Annotated in this window: 19 protein-coding genes; 11 read left to right on the top strand and 8 right to left on the bottom strand. The window is 61.6% G+C overall.

Annotation, left to right across the window (positions count from 1 at the left end):
• Positions 1–382: DDE-type integrase/transposase/recombinase (locus AKV04_RS15660; RefSeq protein WP_156317579.1), on the top strand; the 382-nt coding region annotated here is incomplete at its 5' end.
• An 11-nt stretch (positions 383–393) separates the two neighbouring features.
• Here AKV04_RS15660 and AKV04_RS15655 read toward each other — a convergent pair.
• Both AKV04_RS15655 and AKV04_RS15650 read right to left on the bottom strand, forming a co-directional pair.
• Positions 394–1,308 carry a DUF6538 domain-containing protein gene (locus AKV04_RS15655; protein ID WP_054007351.1) on the bottom strand — a complete coding sequence of 305 codons (915 nt, stop codon included), beginning with the start codon at positions 1,306–1,308 and terminating at the stop codon, positions 394–396.
• A 166-nt stretch (positions 1,309–1,474) separates the two neighbouring features.
• Positions 1,475–2,740, bottom strand: coding sequence for a class II D-tagatose-bisphosphate aldolase, non-catalytic subunit (locus tag AKV04_RS15650; RefSeq protein WP_054007350.1), 1,266 nt, complete (start codon positions 2,738–2,740; stop codon positions 1,475–1,477).
• A gap of 128 nt (positions 2,741–2,868) precedes the next feature.
• Here AKV04_RS15650 and AKV04_RS15645 point away from each other — a divergent pair, with 128 nt between their 5' ends.
• The 7 genes from AKV04_RS15645 to AKV04_RS15615 are packed head-to-tail and all read left to right on the top strand — an operon-like array spanning position 2,869 to position 9,681.
• On the top strand, positions 2,869–3,639 hold the full coding sequence (locus AKV04_RS15645; protein WP_054007349.1) for a DeoR/GlpR family DNA-binding transcription regulator: 771 nt from the start codon (positions 2,869–2,871) through the stop codon (positions 3,637–3,639).
• Positions 3,639–4,562, top strand: coding sequence for an N-acetylglucosamine kinase (locus AKV04_RS15640; protein WP_054007348.1), 924 nt, complete (start codon positions 3,639–3,641; stop codon positions 4,560–4,562). Before AKV04_RS15645 ends, AKV04_RS15640 begins: the two co-directional genes overlap by 1 nt.
• A gap of 23 nt (positions 4,563–4,585) precedes the next feature.
• Entirely contained in the window at positions 4,586–5,821 is a 1,236-nt protein-coding gene (locus tag AKV04_RS15635) for an ABC transporter substrate-binding protein (RefSeq protein ID WP_054007347.1), read from the top strand.
• A gap of 21 nt (positions 5,822–5,842) precedes the next feature.
• A complete protein-coding gene (locus AKV04_RS15630) occupies positions 5,843–6,748 on the top strand; it encodes a carbohydrate ABC transporter permease (RefSeq protein WP_202905630.1) in 906 nt (301 codons plus the stop codon).
• Positions 6,745–7,620, top strand: coding sequence for a carbohydrate ABC transporter permease (locus AKV04_RS15625; RefSeq protein WP_054007345.1), 876 nt, complete (start codon positions 6,745–6,747; stop codon positions 7,618–7,620). The genes AKV04_RS15630 and AKV04_RS15625 overlap by 4 nt, the downstream gene beginning before the upstream one ends.
• Positions 7,621–7,644: 24 nt before the next feature.
• Positions 7,645–8,604, top strand: a complete 960-nt coding sequence (locus tag AKV04_RS15620) for an SIS domain-containing protein (protein WP_054007344.1) — start codon at positions 7,645–7,647, stop codon at positions 8,602–8,604.
• Between the two features lie 21 nt (positions 8,605–8,625).
• Positions 8,626–9,681, top strand: coding sequence for an ABC transporter ATP-binding protein (locus AKV04_RS15615; protein ID WP_054007343.1), 1,056 nt, complete (start codon positions 8,626–8,628; stop codon positions 9,679–9,681).
• Between the two features lie 5 nt (positions 9,682–9,686).
• Here AKV04_RS15615 and AKV04_RS15610 read toward each other — a convergent pair whose 3' ends face one another.
• Positions 9,687–11,567, bottom strand: a complete 1,881-nt coding sequence (locus AKV04_RS15610; RefSeq protein WP_235815657.1) for a potassium transporter Kup — start codon at positions 11,565–11,567, stop codon at positions 9,687–9,689.
• A 110-nt stretch (positions 11,568–11,677) separates the two neighbouring features.
• On the opposite strand from AKV04_RS15610, the gene AKV04_RS15605 reads away from it, so the two are divergent.
• Both AKV04_RS15605 and AKV04_RS15600 read left to right on the top strand, forming a co-directional pair.
• Positions 11,678–13,216: a sensor histidine kinase gene (locus AKV04_RS15605; RefSeq protein WP_156317578.1), complete on the top strand. Its 1,539-nt coding sequence runs from the start codon at positions 11,678–11,680 to the stop codon at positions 13,214–13,216.
• A complete protein-coding gene (locus AKV04_RS15600; RefSeq protein WP_054007342.1) occupies positions 13,213–13,890 on the top strand; it encodes a response regulator in 678 nt (225 codons plus the stop codon). Before AKV04_RS15605 ends, AKV04_RS15600 begins: the two co-directional genes overlap by 4 nt.
• Before the next feature lie 3 nt (positions 13,891–13,893).
• On the opposite strand, the gene AKV04_RS15595 is transcribed toward AKV04_RS15600, so the two are convergent.
• The gene (locus AKV04_RS15595) at positions 13,894–15,036 is read right to left on the bottom strand and encodes an alpha-D-ribose 1-methylphosphonate 5-triphosphate diphosphatase (RefSeq protein ID WP_202905629.1); all 1,143 of its coding nucleotides are present in this window, start codon (positions 15,034–15,036) and stop codon (positions 13,894–13,896) included.
• 85 nt (positions 15,037–15,121) lie between these two features.
• Between AKV04_RS15595 and AKV04_RS15590 the strand changes: the two genes are divergently transcribed.
• Positions 15,122–15,805: a DUF1045 domain-containing protein gene (locus tag AKV04_RS15590; protein WP_054007340.1), complete on the top strand. Its 684-nt coding sequence runs from the start codon at positions 15,122–15,124 to the stop codon at positions 15,803–15,805.
• On the opposite strand, the gene phnN is transcribed toward AKV04_RS15590, so the two are convergent.
• Genes phnN through phnK form a run of 4 tightly spaced genes read right to left on the bottom strand, consistent with a single transcriptional unit; the run spans position 15,787 to position 18,755 of the window.
• Positions 15,787–16,320, bottom strand: a complete 534-nt coding sequence (phnN, locus tag AKV04_RS15585; RefSeq protein WP_054007339.1) for a phosphonate metabolism protein/1,5-bisphosphokinase (PRPP-forming) PhnN — start codon at positions 16,318–16,320, stop codon at positions 15,787–15,789. The two genes, AKV04_RS15590 and phnN, sit on opposite strands and share 19 nt — an antisense overlap.
• Positions 16,317–17,000 carry a phosphonate C-P lyase system protein PhnL gene (phnL, locus tag AKV04_RS15580; RefSeq protein ID WP_054007338.1) on the bottom strand — a complete coding sequence of 228 codons (684 nt, stop codon included), beginning with the start codon at positions 16,998–17,000 and terminating at the stop codon, positions 16,317–16,319. The genes phnN and phnL overlap by 4 nt, the downstream gene beginning before the upstream one ends.
• Complete coding sequence (locus tag AKV04_RS15575) at positions 16,997–17,959, bottom strand: magnesium transporter CorA family protein (protein WP_054007337.1); 963 nt, start codon at positions 17,957–17,959, stop codon at positions 16,997–16,999. Before AKV04_RS15575 ends, phnL begins: the two co-directional genes overlap by 4 nt.
• A gap of 1 nt (position 17,960) precedes the next feature.
• On the bottom strand, positions 17,961–18,755 hold the full coding sequence (phnK, locus tag AKV04_RS15570) for a phosphonate C-P lyase system protein PhnK (RefSeq protein ID WP_235815659.1): 795 nt from the start codon (positions 18,753–18,755) through the stop codon (positions 17,961–17,963).

Raw genomic sequence — 18,755 nt, 5'->3', positions numbered from 1 at the left:
GACCTATACGGATCTGCCGTTGCAAGCCCTTCTGATGGCCGTCTGGCGCCGCAAACCGAAGACCAAAGTCCAAGTGCATTCCGACCAAGGCTCACAGTTCACCAGCTATGAGTGGCAGGAGTTCCTCGAACAGCACAATCTGACGCAAAGCATGAGCCGACGTGGCAACTGCTGGGACAACGCCGTCGCCGAAAGCTTCTTCAACCTGCTCAAACGCGAACGCATCCGCCGAAGAAAGTATAAAACCCGCAAAGAAGCCCGCCAGGATGTGTTCGACTACATCGAGTTCTTCTACAACCCGCAGCGCAAACACGTTAGGAACGGAATGCTGTCGCCGATCGCATTCGAGCAGCAGCAAAAACTGAAGCTGCAAGGTGTCTAGGAAACTCGGGGCTATTCAACCCAAAGCGTTGCAATCTCTTCTTGGCGCATACCTGAAAGAAGAGAGATTGTCAGAGCGTCAATGAGCTGAGGCGCAAATTCCGCTGCCATGCGAGGGGGAAAAGGAGAATAGAGGAGTGTTCGCACCTCATCGACGGTGAAGGGGCGTGCTTCATCTTTGTCGCCGCGCTCGACCCTTTTGCCCTTCACCTCAATCTGTTGGTCCGCCCACGGCCCGCCCTTCGCATCAGCACCAACGATGTGGCCCCTTCTATGCAGGAACCCCCAATATGACCGCAACGAGCCAAGATGTGCTGCGGCAGTCTTGGGGTGCATGGGGTCGATAACCGCCGTGACATACTGACCCGCTATTCGTCTGCTCACAGCATCAAGGCGCAACTTCTTTTCAGAAGCCCAGCGCGCGAACTGTAGAATATGCCCTTTCATGCCCCGGATGGTTGCAGGTGCCAGCTTGGCGATTGTGATGAGGTAGGCGTCGATATGGCGATCCACCTCCACGCTGCCCTTCAAGGCATCCCCGAAGGCCCCCTTTTGCGGCCCACGGTAGGCATCGCGCTCAGACTCAGCCGCATATACTGCCAACTCCAACGCATCTGGGTCCGCCTCTGAGCCGCTTGAAAGGGCCAAGAGCGTCTCGCGGTAGAGTTCACCACGGGCGACAGGGGAGAGGGCCTCAGAGGGGTTCCAAGTCCCCGCGCGCATTGCTGCAAAGGCCTGCGTGGTTTCGGCTTCAAGCGTATCGCGCCGTTGAACGGCGATCTTGATGTCGGCAGTCCCTAGATTGGTCAGCCATGTTTTCTTGCCAAAGATGGGTCGGCAATCGGCGGGCAAATCCCGCGCAAACCAGAACGTCTGCCCCTTCAATCTGAGGAGGCGGGGCAGCGCCTTTGCTGTCTTTCGTGCCAATTTGCGAACCTATTCCTACCAACCATTCCTACCAACGGATGCCTTCTAAGCGTAAGATTGTCAACGATTATTGGCGTGTCTATCCGTTTCGTTTCGAGTCTCTCTCTCGCCACCAGAAAATCCAGAAATATGGTTTCAGTTTGCTGGTGGCAGCCGCTTTTGCGGATCAGTGCGCGCCATAGCAGGCATCGAAATACGGCGTCAGCGCGCGCATCACCGCCGCACGCAGCAGGGCGGGGGCGGTTTTGGCGGTTTTGCCTGTCATCACATCGCTATAAGCCGCGCCAAGGTGCTGCGAGATCAGCGGCTCGGGGAGGCTTGCGTCGCCAAACAGTGCCATCAGATCGGCGACGGCAGCGCTGGCAACCGGATCGGTCCAGTAATAGCGGATGCGGTCGGAATAGCTGTAATGCCGTTGCAGATGCTGGTGCAGCGGCGTGCCGTGGTAATATTTCGCCCAATGCTGCGGCTTTTGCTGCATTAAAGCCTCCATCGTCACGCGCAGGGGCGTGTGGTCCGGGAACAGCACATCCGCGATATGATCGAGGCCATAGAGCGCCTCGCGCAAGGCAAAGGTCAGGCCGGGGCCGACTTTCAGGATGCCGAAACCGTCTTGCACCAGATCAGCCAGCGCTTGCGGGGTCTGGTAATCGGTCGAATGCGCCTCAAACAGCATCGGCAGTTTGGGCAGGCAGGCGACCAGAGCGCGGGCGGCGGGGCGGTGATAGGCGACGACGTTTTCATTGCCGAATTCGACGCCGGGCTGCACCACAAGGCCGACGACGCGCGCGAAAGCGGCTGCGATGCCAGCGGCTTTGAACGCCTCTAGTTGCAAGGCAGCGGTGGCGAGGGCGGCTTCGGGCGGGGTGGGGGTCAAACCCTCAACCTCCTCCCAAGCGCCGCCGGGGACAGGAACTTCGGTGCCGATGATATAGACCGGGGGCGTTGGGCTGTGGGTCTCGGCTATGGCGGCGAGTTGGGCGTTACGGGTGGCGATGGTGGCATCGGGCAGCGGATTGGGGTCGCCCAAACAGGCCATGCTGGCGTCGAGATGGATCTTGCCAAACCCCGCCTGCGCATAGGCCGCGACCATATCGCAGGCCTTCGTCATCGCTTCGGCAGCGGGCAGCGCGGTCCAGGGGTTCGGGCCCAGATGGTCGCCGCCAAGGATCAGGTTTGCCGGATCAAAGCCCTCTGCCGCGGCGATTCCCGACACGAAGCGGCGAAAATCGGCGGGGGTCATGCCGGTATAGCCACCTTCATGGTTGACCTGATTGCAGGTCGCCTCGATCAGCACCGGGGTGCCGCGCGCCCGGCCCAATGCGAAGCTGGCGGCGATCACCACCGGATGCGCCGAGCAAATCGATGGAATCGCAAGCACTTGGCCAGATTTCCGGGCGGGGGCGAAGGCAAGCAGGGCGGCGGTGGACATTGCAGGTCGATCCTTTTTGATCAAAATAGGAGCGTATATCGCTAAAAAAATCATAAATGATCACCATCATGATTGACAGTGATTATTTTTGATCTCTGTATAGGGGCATACCGGAAAACAGGACCGCCATGAAGATTGATCGCGCCACCGCCATCCGGCAGCACCTTTTCGCCAAGGGATATTCCTCGATTGCCGAGATCGCAGCAGCGGTGGGCGCGTCGGAACCAACGGTGCGGCGCGATCTGCTGACACTGGAGGCTGAGGGGCAGATTTTGCGCACGCATGGCGGCGCGCAGATTGCTGAGACTTCCGGCGTTGAGGTGGCGTTTGAGAGCCGCGAGCAGATCAACCTACCCGCCAAACGCGCGATTGGCGAAGCGGCGTATCAGATGCTGCGACCGGAAACCTCGGTGTTTCTCGATGCTGGAACCACGGTGCTGCAACTGGCGCGGCGGCTGCGGCTGAACCCGATGCCGTTGCGAGTCTTCACGAATTGTCTGCCGGTGGCACAGGTGTTGATGCCGGTGACGGAAATTGGCGTCACGCTTTTGGGCGGCAGTTTGCGGCGGCAAAACGCCTCAATGGTGGGGCCTTTGGCAGAAGCGGCGCTGGAGAAGCTATGGTTTGACCAGTTGTTTCTGGGGGCGGGCGGTATCTCGGACAGGGGCGAGATTTCCAGCCGCGATGAACAAGAGGCGCGGCTCAATGCGCTGATGCTGACGCGCAGCAAGGCCCCGGTGATCGTGGCCGATGCGGATAAGTTCGGGCCGCAACTGACCTATGGCGTGGCGCATCTGGGCGCGGGGATGTGCCTGCTGACCGATGCGCGGTTGGCTGTTGGCTGGCGGGATGTGCTGGCGGGTTTGGGTTGTGCGGTGACCGTGGCGGAGGTCGCGTGATGGAGCGGATTCTCGGGCTGGATAGCGGCGGCAGCAAGACCGATGCGGTGGTGATCAACCGCGCGGGGCGGGTGCTGGCGCGGGCGTGGGCTGAGGGGTTGGACCCGACGGCGGGCGCGGGTTGGGAAGCGCGTTTGGGGTTGTTGGCGGCAGAGTTCGGGCCGGTGTCTTGCGCGGTTCTGGGGCTGCCCTGTCATGGCGAGATTGCGGCGATTTCGGCGCGGCAGGTGGCGGTGGTGGCTGAACTGTTTGGCCCACAAGCCGCGGTGATGAACGATGTCGCGGTGGCATTTCACGGGGCCTTGGCGGGGGAAGATGGCGTTTTGGTGCTGGCGGGCACGGGATCAATGGCTTGGGCACGGGGGCCTTTAGGCACCCACCGCGTCGGCGGCTGGGGCCATTTGTTTGGCGATGAAGGCTCGGCGCATTGGATCGGGCGGGCGGCTTTGGCGCTGGCCAGCCAGCACTTGGATGGCCGCAAGCCGCCATCGGGCTTTGCGCATGGTTTGCTGCGCGAGATGGGGGTGGCGGCTGAGGATTTGCTCGGCTGGACCTATGGGCGGGACACGCGGGCGGGGCTGGCCTCGGTGGCGGCTTTGGTGTCGCGGTTGGCCAATGCGGGGGTGATTGAGGCGGTGGGTTTGATGCAAGAGGCCGCCGGGCATCTGGCGCTTGCGGGGCGGACGGCGGGACGGCTCGCGGGGGTGGAGCCGCCGTTGCGCTGGAGTTTTGCGGGCGGTGTGATGCAGGACGCCACGGTGATGACGGCACTGATGGCTGCACTAGGCCCGCCCGTACCGCCGGTTTTGCCCCCGGTGGGTGGTGCGGCACTGGCTGCGGCGAAGGCTACCGGATGGGCGATAGGGCCGGACTTTATCGCGACACTTCAGACGGAATTGACCAAAAGCGCAACGCCCCAGTAAGGGGCCGACAACAGGGTGACACTATGAAAAGACGGCATTTTCTTCTTTCTGCCTCGGTGCTTGGCCTTGCGGTCCTTGCCCCTTCACTAACGCGCGCTGCGGAGAGTTTGGCGGTACTGTTGCCGCCTTGGGTGACGCTGCCAAAAGAGATGACGGACACTTACACCGGCGGCGGTCTTGATATTCAGACCCTCGGCTGGGATGAAATCCGCACCAAGATCGTAACCTCAATGCTGGCCAATACTGCGCCCGCCAGTGTCACGGAGATGGATTGGAGCTGGGTTGGTCAGTTCGGCTCGGCAGGCTGGTACGATCCGCTGGACGCGCTGCTGACGGATGAGTTGAAGGCCGATCTGCCGACCACCTCGATTTTCACCTATGATGGCAAGCTGATCGGCGTGCCCTATAACAACGACTTCCGCGTGCTGATTTACAACGCAGCGCATCTGACGGCGGCGGGGGTGGCGGTGCCGAAAACCCCGGCGGAATTGCTGGCTGCGGCGCGTGCGGTGAAGGCCGCCAAGATCGCGGACTATCCGATTGCTTTGCCACTGTCGGCCTCGGAGGGGGCTGCGACGGCGTGGTATCTGCTGACAAAGGCGTTTGGCGGCGATCTGTTTGACGCCGATTTCAAGCCTTTGTTCATCGATCCGGCCTCGGCGGGCTATCAGGCGATGGCGTTTGAGATTGCGGCTTTGAACGAAGGGCTGATTGATCCGGCCTCGACCAGCCTGAAGGATGTCGAGGTGCAAGAGCTGTTCAAAGCTGGCAAGGCGACGTTCGACGTCGCAGGCTGGGCGGGGAATTTGGCGGTGTATACCGACCCTGCGAAATCGCAGGTGGCGGCAGATGTGGCGGCGGCATTGATGCCGAATGTGAACGGCAAATCGCGGACCTTTGGCCTGCCGGGGGCGTTGGGGATTCCGATGAACGCGGAAAATAAGGAACAGGCGGCGGGCTTTATCCAATGGATGTTGGAGCCTGCGACGATGGAGGCGAATTACCGCTTGCTGGGCAATCTGCCGACGCGGCTTTCGGTGCTGAAAACCGTGAATGAGGCCGGAAATCTGAAGCAGGGCGATGTGTTGATCGCGCAGGCCGAGGTGGTCGAGCCTTTGTTCGCGCAAGGTACGCCGGGGTGGTATCCCGAATTCTCGGGCGCGGTGGCGACGGCGTTGAACGCAGCGGCGAAGGGTCAGTTGACCGTCGACGAAGCGGTGGCGCAGATCGCCGCAGCTGCTGCGACGGCGCAGGAATAAGGGCGGCGAGGGGGAATGACTTTGCGGATCAGACCCCCTCGGTTGGGACGCCTACGCCTCGGCCGGGATGCGCGCCTCGGGTTGGCTTTGGCCTTGCCTGTGGCGCTGATCATGGGCGGGTTGGTATTTTTGCCACTGCTGTCGACATTGTTTGACAGCCTGTTCAGGGTAGAGCCGATGAAGCCCGGCTCGCCGTTTGTGGGCGTGCGGAATTACACCAATCTGCTGAAGGATAGCACCGTCAACGCGGCTTGGATCACCACGGCGATCTATGTGGCTTTGGCGGTGTTTATTGAAACCGTCGGCGGCCTCGCTGCGGCCTTGCTGCTGAATCGCATCAAAATCGGGCGGCGCTGGCTGCTGGCGATTGTGGTGCTGCCGTGGTGCCTGCCGCCTGTGGTCAACGCGATCATCTGGATGTGGATTTATAACCCCAGCTATGGCTTGCTGAACGGCCTGCTGCTGAGCGCTGGCATTATCGACACGCCGCAGGTTTGGTTTAACAACCGCGAAACCGGGCTGCTGCTGGTGTCAGTCGTCCATGCGTGGCGGATGATGCCGCTGACGGTGATCATCCTGCTCGCAGCACTGCAATCCATCCCGGCGGAGTTGTATGAGGCGGCGCGTCTGGATGGTGCGACTGGCTGGCAACGGCTGCGCAAGATCACCCTACCGCTGATCGCCCCCGGTCTGGCGATTGCCTTGTCACAATCCACCGTCTTTGCCGTTAATCTGTTTGATGAGGCGTGGATTTTGAACGGAGCCTCGCTGGATACCCGCTCTGTGATCATTCAGGTCTATGTGCTGGCATTCCAGAACATGAAATTCTCCAGCGGGATGGCGCTGTCGGTGCTGACCATGGTGATCTCGCTTGCGGTGTCGATGATCTATGTGTTGCGGGTCTACCGCGAAACGAGGTTTGAATGAGCCGCCGTTTCAAACATCTGCCGGGGCAGGTCGGGCTGTGCTTAGGCGTGGCGCTGCTGGTTTTGTGGTCGGTGGGGCCAGTTTATTGGTCTTTCGTGACCTCAATCACCCCGCCCAATGCGCTAGTGTCGGATAACCTGCATTTCTGGCCGCAGACCACGACTTGGGAGCACTACGCCAAGCTGTTTGGGGCCACTTCAACCTCACAGGGCAATGAGGTGGCATCGGTCTGGCCGCAGTTCTCACGCGCCTTTGCCAACAGCCTGATCACCTCGCTGGCGGCCACTGCGTTGGTGGTGATCATCGCGGCCTTTGGCGCTTGGGCCTTTGTGCGGTTGGAGTTTCCGGGCCGCAATGTGCTGTTCGTGCTGGTGGTGGCGACACTTGCGATCCCGGCCTACACGGTGATGATCCCGCTCTATCGGTTGATGATCTCAATGGGCCTTATCGACACCTATACGGGTGTGACGCTGATCTATGTCTCGGCGTTTTTGCCGCTGGCTTTGTGGCTGATGCGCTCGGTTTACCAAGCGATGCCCCTGTCGCTGGAGGAAGCGGCTTGGCTGGATGGCGCCAGCAAGCTGCGCGCCTTTGTGCAGATCGTGCTGCCCTTGGCGGGTCCGGGTTTGGTGGCCTGCGGCATCCTGACGTTTCTGTCGGCTTGGGGGCAGTTCATGGTGCCGCTGGTGTTCTCGCCGACGCTTGCGACCAAGCCGCTGACCGTGCTGATCCCCGAATTCGTCACCCGCAACTATGTCGATTACGGGCTGATGAACGCAGCCGGAATCATCGCAATTCTGCCGCCGATGCTGCTGGTGCTGTTTCTCAACCGATATCTCGTCTCGGGCCTGATGGCTGGGGCGGGGAAATAACTGACTGTAAGGAAAGCGAAAATCATGTCTGCGACCATCACCGAAACCGTCATCCGCCGCCAGTTTCCCCATTGGACCGCAGCTTTGACGCAAGAATTGCCTGCGGTGAAAGCCACGACGGTGGTGATCACCGGCTGCGGCACGTCTTACTATCTGGCGCAGGTGATGGCTTGTGCCTTTAACGCGCAGGGCCAAGCGGCGCTGGCCGTGCCGGGAGCGGAATGGGCGCGCAGGCCGGAATGTTACCTCGCCCATACCGAGGGCGTGCTGGTGATCGGATTGTCGCGCTCTGGCACCACATCGGAAACCGTTCAGGCGATTGAGGCCAGCCGTGCGCGCGGATGGCGGACGCTTGCGGTATCTTGTGAGCCGGATTCGACCATTTTGCGCGCGGCGGATCAGGCGCTGTATCTGCCGACCGATCCGCAAGAGGGCATAGTGATGTCGGTGTCGGCCAGTCTGATGCTGTTGGCCGGATTGCGGATGGCAGGCGTCGCGCTGCACCAGACGATCCCCGCTGAGGCCGCAGCGGCTATGACCGCCCTTGAGTCGGGGATCGTCGGCCTGCTGCACGGGCGCAGTCATTTCGTTTATCTGGGCGCTGGGCCGAACTATGGCATGGCAACCGAAGGCTGCCTCAAGTTGCAAGAGATGAGCATTTCTTATTCTCAGGCGTTTCATCCGATGGAATATCGCCACGGCCCGGTCTCCCTGATCGACACTAAGTCACTGGTGGTGATGCTGTATTCGCAAGCCACCGCCGCTGAAGAGGCTATTCTGGTCGCCGAACTGCAGGCCAAGGGCGCGGTGGTGATTGGCTTTAACGGGCCGGGGGATCTGCGGATTGATTTGGGGCTGTCGGACGATGCCAATGCACTTGCCTGTCTGCCTGCCTTGCAAATGTTGGGCGAGAGGGTGGCTTTGTCGAAGGGCATCAACTCGGAAGCGCCACGGCATCTGAGCAAAGTCGTTGTGCTGCAATAACCCCTTAAGCCCGAGGATCAAATGGCCGAAGTTTCCATTCGCGACGTGACGAAATCTTACGGCACGACCAAAGTGTTGCATGGCGTCAGCTTTGATGTGGCGGATGGCGAGTTTGTGGCGCTGGTTGGCCCCTCGGGCTGCGGGAAGTCGACCCTGCTGCGGATGATTGCGGGGCTGGAAGAGATCAGCTCGGGCACGGTTTCCATCGCGGGGCGGGTGGTGAATGACGTAGAGCCAAAGCAGCGCGATATTGCGATGGTGTTCCAGAATTACGCGCTTTATCCGCATATGTCTGTGCGCGACAATATGGGGTTTTCGCTGCATCTGCGCGGGGCCAGCAAGGCGGAAATCGCGGCGGCGGTCAGCAAGGCTGCCGAGATTTTGGGCTTGACGCCTTATTTGGATCGCACGCCAAAGCAGCTTTCGGGCGGACAGCGGCAGCGGGTGGCGATGGGGCGGGCGATTGTGCGCCAGCCAGCGGTGTTTTTGTTTGATGAGCCGCTCTCAAACCTCGACGCCGCCTTGCGGGTGCAGATGCGGGCGGAAATCCGGGCGTTGCATGAGAGGTTGGGTTCGACCTCAATCTTCGTGACGCATGATCAGGTCGAGGCAATGACGATGGCCGACAGGATCGTCGTGATGCGGGCGGGGCGGTTAGAGCAGGCCGGCCCGCCGTTGGAATTGTATGATCGGCCCGCCAATGCGTTTGTCGCCGGCTTTATTGGTTCGCCTGCGATGAATTTTCTAGAGGCTGTGGCGGAGGGCGGGCAGGTGCGGCTGGCCTCGGGGCAGGTGTTGGAGGTTGCATCGGCAGCCACCGGAGCGGTGCTGTATGGCATCCGGCCCGAGCATCTGGAACTGACCAACCCAGATGCGCCGGGGGCGATTGTGGGGCAGGTCGGGATTGTGGAAAGCACCGGGACGGCGATGTTTGTGGCGATGCAGGCGGGTGCCTTGACCCTGCACGCCGTTTTCACCGATCGACCCAACATCAAGCGCGGTGATCAGATTGGGCTGATGCCAAAACCCGGCCTTGTGCATCTGTTTGATGCCAAGACCGGGCTGCGTTTGAGCTAAAGCCGTTAGATATTCACCTGCGTGCCAATCTCAACCACGCGGCCTGCGGGGATGTGGAAGTAGTCCGACGCCCCGGCGGCATTGCGCGCCATGAAGATGAACACCCGGCGCTGCCAGCCCGGCAAGGTGCTTTTGCTCGACAGTTTCAAAGACCTGCGCGACAGCAGGAACGAGGTCGACATGATGTCGAATTTCCAACCCAGCTTGCGGCAGAGCATCAGACCATCCGGCACGTTGGGGTCCTCCATATAGCCATAGGTCAAGCTGATGCGGCGAAAGCGGGGGGTGATTTCCTCCATCTTCACGCGGTCCTCAATGGCGACACGTGGCACCGTGGCGGTGACAATCGTCAGGATCACATTCTGCGCGTGCAGGCTTTTGAAATGCTTCAGGCTGTGCAGCAAGGCCACCGGGGCGGTGTCGGGGCTAGAGGTCAGGTAGATCGCCGTGCCGGGAATAACCGGGATTGGTTTGGTATCCACCTGCCGCAGAATTGTGGTCAGCGGCACCTCGGCCTCATGTTCCTTACGCACCAGAACGGCGGTGCCGCGCAGCCAAGTCAGCATCACGCAGATCACCAAGGCGGCCAAAGCCAGCGGCACATAGCCGCCGTCAAACACTTTCAGCAGGTTTGCCCCCAGAAAGATCAGATCTATCAGCAGGAACGGTGCGATCAGCAGGCTTGCGGCCCAAAGCGGCCAGCCCCAATGTTTGTTGACCACAATCAGCGCCAGCACGGCTGTTACAACCATCGTGCCCGTCACACTGATGCCATAAGCATGCGCGAGCGCCGCAGAGTTGCCAAAGCCCACCACCAATGCCAGCACCGCCACCAGAAGCAGGGCGTTGACGCTGGGCAGATAGATCTGACCTTCCTGCGTTTCCGAGGTATGACGAATCTTAAGACGCGGCAGCAGGCGCAGTTGGATCGCCTGACGGGTCAGCGAAAACGCGCCGGTGATCACGGCTTGGCTTGCGATGATTGTCGCCATCGTCGCCAACAGAACCACCGGCAACAGCGCCCAATCGGGATACATCAGGTAGAACGGATTCTCTAAGGTTTCCGGGTGTTGCAGTACCAGAACACCTTGGCCAAGGTAGTTCAGCGTCAAGGCGGGCAAAGCGACGGCGACCCATGCAAGGGTGATCGGGCGGCGGCCAAAATGACCCAAATCGGCGTAAAGCGCTTCGGCTCCGGTTACGGCCAGAAACACCGCGCCCAACACCACTAGGCCAATCGTGCCGTGTGCCGTCAGAAACCGTGCGGCGTGGATCGGGTTCAGCGCCGCCATGATCGCGGGGTCCGTGGCGATCTGTGCAAGACCACCCCAAGCCAGCACGATAAACCACACCAGCGTGATTGGACCGAACAGACTGGCCACCGCCGCCGTACCCCGCGCTTGCACCGCAAACAAAGCGATGATGATCACCAGCGTGATCGGCAGCACATAGGCGTCAAGCTGGGTGGTGACCAAACTCAGCCCCTCGACCGCCGACAGCACCGAAATCGCTGGGGTGATCGCCGCATCGCCGTAAAACAGCGCCGCCCCAATCAGCCCGGCCATCAGCACGACGGATGTTTGCCGCCCCATCGCGCGCTGCGCCAGTGCCAGAAGCGAAAGCGTGCCGCCCTCGCCTTGGTTATCCGCCCGCAGCAGGATCAGCACATATTTCAGCGTCACCACGATGATCAGCGCCCAGAGGATCAGCGACAACACCCCCAGCACGGTCTCGCGCCCAGAGTCGCCCGCCGCACGCAAAGCCTCGCGGAAGGCATAAAGCGGTGAGGTGCCAATATCGCCGTAAACCACCCCGATGGAGCCTAGTGACAGCGCCAGAACGCCGGGATGTTTGCGGGGGGAAAGGCTAAGCTCTGCGGTGGTCACGGCATTGATCCTACAAAAGCCAAGTCTGGCGGATTGCGGGCAATCTGGGGATTGCGGCATAAGGATGCGACAGGGGGTTTGCGCCCCGGCATAAGGATTGCGTAAAGATCATGGACAGCAAGGGCCAAGCGGCTAAAACTTCGGCGATCCTGACGCCTGCGCCATGGATGCCACGACATGAAGGCTGGGCGGCATTGCCCAGACTGCCGCAAGTGCTGGGGGCTATGCTGTTTCTGGCGGTTGCGGCCCTGGGCACGCATCTGACGCAGGATAGTTTCCCCGAACCCTCAGGGTTGTTTTTGTTCTTTGTCGCCGTGCTGTTGGCCGCCGTGCGCTTTGGCTTCTGGATTGGCATTGCCACCGCCATCGCCGCCTTCGCGCTGTTCAATTTCCTGTTCGTCGCCCCGCTTTACACATTGGCCATCGCCAAGCCCGGCGACCTTCTTGTGCTGGCGGAATTCCTGTGTGTCGCGGGCCTGACGGGCTTTCTGGCCGGGCGGTTGCGCGAAGAAGCCAATGCCGCCAAATCTCGTGCTGCTGTGCTGGAAGTGCTGTCGGCCTTTGCCACCGATCTTGCCGAAGCGGATGAGCCCTTGGCCGTCGAGCAGGCTTTGGTGATCCATGCCACGGCGCTGGCGCATGGGCCCGCGCTGGTGCTGCACGACGGCAATCCTGACGCCACTGATCTGCAGGCCCCAGACCTGCAAGCGGCCGAACGTGCCTTTCGCCGTCACACGCCCCAAGACGCTGCCGAGCCGGGGCAGCAAGGTGGTCGTTACACTTTTCTGCCGTTGATGCAGCAAGGACAGGTGGTGCTGGTGCTGGGCTATCATCGTCTGGATGCGCAGCGGCCCGATCGCTTTGCCCGCGCCGCCGCCATCGAAGTGATCTGCCACCAAGCCAATCTTGCTCTGGAACGCCTGCGCTTCGCGCAAGCTGCCGAAGAGGCCCGCACCGCCGCCACACGAGAGCAGTTGCGCGCGGCTTTACTCACGTCGCTGTCACACGATTTGCGCACGCCTTTGGCGACCATTCTGGGCGCGATTACCAGCCTGCGGCAGTTGGGCGCGTCCTTGCCGCCGGAGGCGCGTGACGATCTGGCCTTGGCCATTGAAGAAGAAGCGCAACGGTTGGCAAACTATGTCGACAACCTGTTGCATATGACCCGCCTACAAGCCGGGTTGGCGCTGCATCTGGTCTGGGTGGACCCGGCGGATGTGATCGCAGCCGCGGTGGCGCGCGCGCATCGTGCCTTCCCCTTGGCCGAAATCACCGCTGATCTGCCCGACCTGCCGATGATCCGCGCAGAGTCTGCGCTGCTGGAGCAAAGCCTGTTTAATCTAATCGACAATGCGGTCAAATTCTCGACCCCACCCGCACGCATCCAAATCACCGCCCGCGCGCAAGCGCAAACCCTGACGCTGACCGTCACCGATCAGGGTCCCGGCATCGCGCCCGAAGCCCTTGCGCAAATCTTCACACCGTTCTTTCGCGCCAATCCAAGCTTTCCCGGCACCGGATTGGGGTTGACGATTTGCCACGGCATCGCTGCGGCGCTGGGCGGTAACTTGACCGCCGAAAGCCCGGTCGCAGAAGGTCACGGCACCGCGATGCACATCTCTCTGCCCCTGCCGAAAGCTGCAGCATGACCAAGCCGCTGATCCTGATCGTGGATGACGAGCCACAGATTCAACGCTTTCTTGGCCACGCTTTGGCGGCCTCGGGGTATGACACCTGCTTTGCGGCGACAGGGCAGGGCGCTTTAGAGGCCGTGGCCGCGCAGAAGCCCGACGCGATGATCCTTGATCTCGGCCTGCCCGATCTGAACGGCAAAGCGGTGATTGAAACCCTGCGCGCCAAATCTAATCTGCCCATCATCGTGCTGTCGGCGCACGATCAAGAGATGGAAAAGATCATGGCGCTGGACCTTGGCGCGAATGATTTTGTCGCCAAGCCCTTTGGTATAGGCGAATTGCTTGCACGCCTGCGCGCTTGTCTGCGCAAAGCTCCGCAGCCCGAGGATATTTTGCGGCAAGGCCCGCTGGTGATCGACCTGCCGGGCCATACTGTGACCCGCGACGGAGCGCCCGTGCATCTGACGCCGACGGAGTTCGATCTGCTGGTGATGTTGGCACGCAATCCGGGCCGGGTGCTCAGCCACCGCCAGATATTGCTGCAGATCTGGGGTCCCGCGCATGGCGAGGATGTGCCCTATCTGCGCGTTTTCATCGGCCAGTTGCGCCAGAAGATTGAGTCCAACCCCAGCGCCCCCGACCTGATCCGCACCGAACCCGGCATTGGCTATCGCTGGATGGCGGATTAGGCGTTAACCTACCCGCTGCCCCTGCACCCAAGTCCCGCGGAGCGCCGCAGCCCCAGCAACCCGCGCCACCCGGATCACATCGCCGCGCGCGCCAAGGCTTAAGCTGCCGCGGTCCGACAAACCCGCCGCCTGCGCTGGTGCTTGCGTCACACAACGCACCCCACGCGCCACATCGCCCCACAGATCGCCCAGCAACAAAGCTGCCGACAGCAGCGCCGAGGGCACATAATCCGACGACACAATATCCAGCAAATCCGCCTCAGCCAGCTTGCTCGCCGCAACATTGCCGGAGTGAGAGCCGCCCCGGATCAGGTTCGGCGCCCCCATCATCACCTTGATGCCCTGCGCATGGCAGGCTTCGGCGGCCTCAACCGTGGTCGGAAATTCAGCAAAATGCGCGCCGTGCTGGGCCGAGGTGGCGACCTGCGCGGCGGTGGTGTCGTCATGGCTGGCGAGCACCGCGCCAAAGCGGCGGGCTTCCGCCACTGCCGCCGCCTCATGCGCTTGGCCCAGCCGCGTGGAAATCGCCACTTGCTCCGCGACATGGCTCTCAAATTCGCTCTCCGACAGCCCATGCTTGCCGCAGACATAGGCGCGCAACTGGGTGATGTCGCGGAATTGCCGCTGACCGGGGGTGTGATCCATCAAAGACACGATGCCGATGCGGTCGGCAGGGCCAAATTTTGCCAGTTCCGCGATCAGGGTTTCCGAGCAAACCTCTGCCCGTAGATGCAGAAAATGGCTGATCTTCAGCGCGCCTTTTTCCCGCAGATCCAGAATTTCATCGGCCAAATGTCGGGCGTATTCGCCGTAATTCATCTTCTTGGACGAGGTGATCGACCCCACCCGCAAAGCGTCGAACACCGTCGTGATCCCCACACTCGCCAGTTCCGCATCATGCGCGATGATCGCGCTGGCATGCGGCCAGTTGACCTTTGGGCGCGGTTCAATATGGCGTTCCAGATTGTCGGTGTGCAACTCGATCAGCCCCGGCATCAACAGATCGCCGTTGCAGTCGAGCGCGCCTTGTGGGATCGCAGCCCCTTGATCTATTGCAGTAATCACACCGTTTTCAATGCGGAGTGCTCCATGGATCACTTCATGCGGCAGAACCAGCGTGGCATTGGCAAGGATCGTCTCAGTCATCATCAGACCTTCATTGTGCTTATGTAAAACAGATGCCAGAAAACTGTCACAACGGTGTGACGATGGGCAGGTAAGGGCGACCGCTATGGACCAGATGAAACGCTTCGCGATCTACTACGCGCCCGAACCGGGCGCCTTTGCCGATGCCGCAGCCGCTTGGCTGGGCTGGGATTTGGCACTGGGCGCACCCGTGCCGCAATCCGCGCCCGACCTGCCGCGCCCCTTGGCCGAAGTCACTGCCGAGCCGCGCAAATACGGCTTCCATGGCACCCTGAAGCCGCCGTTCCGTTTGGCCGAAGGCACCTCGGCCGAAGATTTGGCGCAAGCCACGGCGCGTTTGGCCGCCAGCCTTGCGCCGCTGAAAATGCCGGGGCTTCAGATGGCCAACCTCGAAGGCTTCCTCGCGCTCACCCCCTTGGGCGACACCAGCGCGTTGCAATCTCTGGCCGCCGAAGTGGTCCGTAGCCTCGACCCTTACCGTGCCGCGCTGACGCCCGCCGAGATCGCCCGCCGCCGCCCAGAACGCCTGACCCCGCGCCAGCGCGATCTGCTGGCGACCTACGGCTATCCCTATGTGATGGAACAGTTTCAGTTCCACCTGACCCTGTCCGGCCCGCTGGATGAGGACGAAACCGCCGTCACCAACGCCACCGCCAATCACTTCGCGGGCCTGATCCCGCAACCGTTTCACATTCACGACATCTGCCTGTGCGGCGAGGATGCCATGGGGCGCTTTCACCTGCTGCACCGCTACGCCCTCAGCGCATAAAGCAGTCGCGCGATGCCCTTTTCGGGCGTCGCATCATTGCTGATCTCAATCGCCGGAACCCCTTCGGGCAAAGCATAACTGGCGCGTTGCAACCGGGCGATAATGTCGGCGTGGCTTTCCCGTCCCCGCGCCGCCAAACGATCCGCAAGCACGCCCAAAGGTGCTGAAATCTGGATCACCCGCAGCCCCGGAAACGCCTGCAACGCTGCAGGCAAAGCTGCCCGCGAGCCATTGATCAGCACATCCCGCCCGTCCTCCAGCGGTTTAAGCTCCGCAGCAGGCACGCCATAGCAAAGCCCATGTGCCTGCCACTGCAGCGCGAATTCCCCCGCCTGCGCGCGCGCCTGAAAAACGCTTTCAGTCACCCCTTCAAACGGCTCACCCCCCGCTGCACTGTCCCGCGTGATCACCCGGCGCGCCCAATGCAGCCGGGGGTCCGCCGCCGCAGCCCCGGCGAGCAGGGTGTCTTTGCCAGCCCCCGAAGGCCCGACGACCAGAAACACCCGTCCCGTCATGCCGCAACCTTCGGCGTGAATTCCCGCACATCCACCACCCGATCACAGACCCGATCCCGTGCGGCCTCATCATGGAAAATCCCCAAGATTGCCGCCCCACGCGCTTTGGCTTCCTCGATCAACGCCAGCACGACCTCACGGTTCACCGCATCCAGACTGGCGGTCGGCTCATCCAACAACAGCGCGGGGTAAGGATGCGCAAAGCCACGCGCGATGTTGACCCGCTGCTGCTCACCCCCCGAGAATGTGGTGGGCGACAGCCCCCACAACCGCTGCGGAATGTTCAGCCGTGCCAGCAGTTCCGCCGCCCGCGCACGGGCCTCATCTCCCGGCACGCCAAGGTTCAACAAAGGTTCCGCCACCACATCCAGCGTCGGCACTCTTGGCACCACCCGCAGAAACTGGCTGACATAACCCAGCACATGCCGACGCAGCGCGATGATCTGCCGGGGTTGCGCCTGCGCCACATCTAAACCGCCGACGACAATGCTGCCCGAGGCGGCCAGATAATTCCCCCAAACCATCCGCATCAGCGTCGATTTCCCCGCCCCGGAAGCGCCGATCAGCCCGACACATTCGCCGGGGCGCACATGCAAATTGGCCTCCGCCATCACAGGGATCACCGCTGCGCCTTGATTGTGCAGGGTAAAGCTTTTCGCAAGGTCACGAATTTCAATCATAGCCAGCGCTTCCATTTGAAGAAAAGATAAGTTCCGCTGGCTGATGCCAGCATCAAGAGCAGCGCCAAGGGATAGCCGTATTGCCACGCGAGTTCCGGCATCACGGCAAAGTTCATCCCGTATAGGCTGGCGATCAGCGTCGGCGGCATGAACAAGGCCGCCACCACCGACACGATCCGCACGGTGACGTTTTGCGACAGGTTGATCATGCCAAGCGTGGCATCCGAGGTCAGTGCCAAGCGCGAGCCCAGAAAATCGGCATGAACCTCCAACGCCTGCAAATCCCGCATTAAACCCTTGACCAGCGGGCGCAAAACATCGCCCTCAGCACGGTCCGAAAGAGTTTGGCCAAAGAAACTGACCGCGCGCTCCACCGTCAAAAGCCCCAGACGCACCCGGCCCAAAAGATCGCCCTCGCGCCCGACTTTCTGCAGCGCGCTTTGCAACGCATCCGCCTGCAAACCGTTCGCCCCGCCGCTGTAAATCCCCGAGGCGACGTCGTCCAAGCCGCGCCCGATGCCTTCGAGAATATCGGCCATTCGGCCAATGATTTCCTCAATCAACCCCAGAAACAGCCGCTCTGGCCGATCACAGCCGGGGCCAACCTTGTCGGCGCGGGCGGGGTAGGTCTCAAACGGGCGCGGCGCGTGGTGGCGCACGGTGATCAGGCGGTCCGGCGACAGGATGAAGCACACCGGCCCAGAGATCGGCGTTTTGCTTTCCGACAGACCGGGCAAAACCACCGTCATGTGATCTGCCCCACCTTCACGATACAGGCGGTTGGAGATCTCAATCTCCTCCATATCCGCCAGCGTCGGCACCGACAGGCCCAACCGCGCCACATCGGCGGCTTGGTTCGACAAGGGCCGGTAGAGGTCGATCCACAACGCCGCCGTCAGATCGACGGGCAGCGGCATTTGGATCAAGCCACCAGCTTCGGGGCGATAGGCAAATAGCATTTTATACCTGCAGGACAGAGGAAACCAACAGCTGGGTATAGGAATGTTGTGGGTCGTCCAACACTTGATCGGTCAGGCCCTGTTCCACCACATGCCCGCCCTTCATCACCATCAGCCGATCTGCCAGCAGCCGCACCACCGCCAGATCATGGGTGACGATGATCGCCGACAGCCCCATCTCGCGCACCAGCCCGCGCAGAAGGTCAAGCAGCCGCGCCTGAACCGAGACATCAAGCCCGCCGGTCGGCTCGTCCATGAACACCAGTCGCGGCGCAGTCACCAGATTGCGGGCGATTTGCAGGCGTTGCTGCATGCCGCCCGAGAAGGCACGTGGGCGGTCGTCAATGCGGTCGGCGGCGATCTCGACCCGGCCCAGCCAATCCACCGCCGTCGCACGAATATCGCCGTAGTGCCGCGCGCCGACGGCCATCAACCGCTCACCCACATTCCCGCCCGCCGAAACCCCCATCCGCAAGCCATCGCGCGGATTTTGATGCACAAACGCCCAATCTGTGCGCGCCATCTTGCGGCGTTCGGCCTCTACCATCGTCACGGTATCGCGCGGGCCTTGGGCGGTTTCAAAAATCACCCGGCCCGTGTCAGGGGCCAGATGCCCGGCCAGACACGACAAAAGCGTCGACTTTCCCGAGCCACTTTCCCCCACAATGCCAAGCACTTCACCTGGAAACAGATCAAACGATACGTCTGCACAACCAATCCGGCTGCCATAATTTTTGCTCAACCCCTGCACCGAAAGCAGTGGTTTATCTGCATTCACCTTGGCCCAAATACTCAA

It is taken from the genome of Cypionkella psychrotolerans (assembly GCF_001294535.1).
GTDB lineage: Bacteria > Pseudomonadota > Alphaproteobacteria > Rhodobacterales > Rhodobacteraceae > Cypionkella > Cypionkella psychrotolerans.
Note: the sequence above shows the minus strand (reverse complement) of the source record. Positions and strands in the feature narration are given on the sequence as shown.

Bases quoted from the DNA above. Each gene is read 5' to 3' on its own strand.
- AKV04_RS15595 (WP_202905629.1), bottom strand. From the start codon at position 15,036: ATGACTGAGACGATCCTTGCCAATGCCACGCTGGTTCTGCCGCATGAA.
- AKV04_RS15620 (WP_054007344.1), top strand. From the start codon at position 7,645: ATGTCTGCGACCATCACCGAAACCGTCATCCGCCGCCAGTTTCCCCAT.
- phnL (WP_054007338.1), bottom strand. From the start codon at position 17,000: ATGATTGAAATTCGTGACCTTGCGAAAAGCTTTACCCTGCACAATCAA.
- AKV04_RS15645 (WP_054007349.1), top strand. From the start codon at position 2,869: ATGAAGATTGATCGCGCCACCGCCATCCGGCAGCACCTTTTCGCCAAG.
- AKV04_RS15575 (WP_054007337.1), bottom strand. From the start codon at position 17,959: ATGCTATTTGCCTATCGCCCCGAAGCTGGTGGCTTGATCCAAATGCCG.
- AKV04_RS15635 (WP_054007347.1), top strand. From the start codon at position 4,586: ATGAAAAGACGGCATTTTCTTCTTTCTGCCTCGGTGCTTGGCCTTGCG.
- AKV04_RS15615 (WP_054007343.1), top strand. From the start codon at position 8,626: ATGGCCGAAGTTTCCATTCGCGACGTGACGAAATCTTACGGCACGACC.
- AKV04_RS15650 (WP_054007350.1), bottom strand. From the start codon at position 2,740: ATGTCCACCGCCGCCCTGCTTGCCTTCGCCCCCGCCCGGAAATCTGGC.
- phnN (WP_054007339.1), bottom strand. From the start codon at position 16,320: ATGACGGGACGGGTGTTTCTGGTCGTCGGGCCTTCGGGGGCTGGCAAA.
- AKV04_RS15600 (WP_054007342.1), top strand. From the start codon at position 13,213: ATGACCAAGCCGCTGATCCTGATCGTGGATGACGAGCCACAGATTCAA.
- AKV04_RS15625 (WP_054007345.1), top strand. From the start codon at position 6,745: ATGAGCCGCCGTTTCAAACATCTGCCGGGGCAGGTCGGGCTGTGCTTA.
- AKV04_RS15640 (WP_054007348.1), top strand. From the start codon at position 3,639: ATGGAGCGGATTCTCGGGCTGGATAGCGGCGGCAGCAAGACCGATGCG.
- AKV04_RS15605 (WP_156317578.1), top strand. From the start codon at position 11,678: ATGGACAGCAAGGGCCAAGCGGCTAAAACTTCGGCGATCCTGACGCCT.
- AKV04_RS15590 (WP_054007340.1), top strand. From the start codon at position 15,122: ATGGACCAGATGAAACGCTTCGCGATCTACTACGCGCCCGAACCGGGC.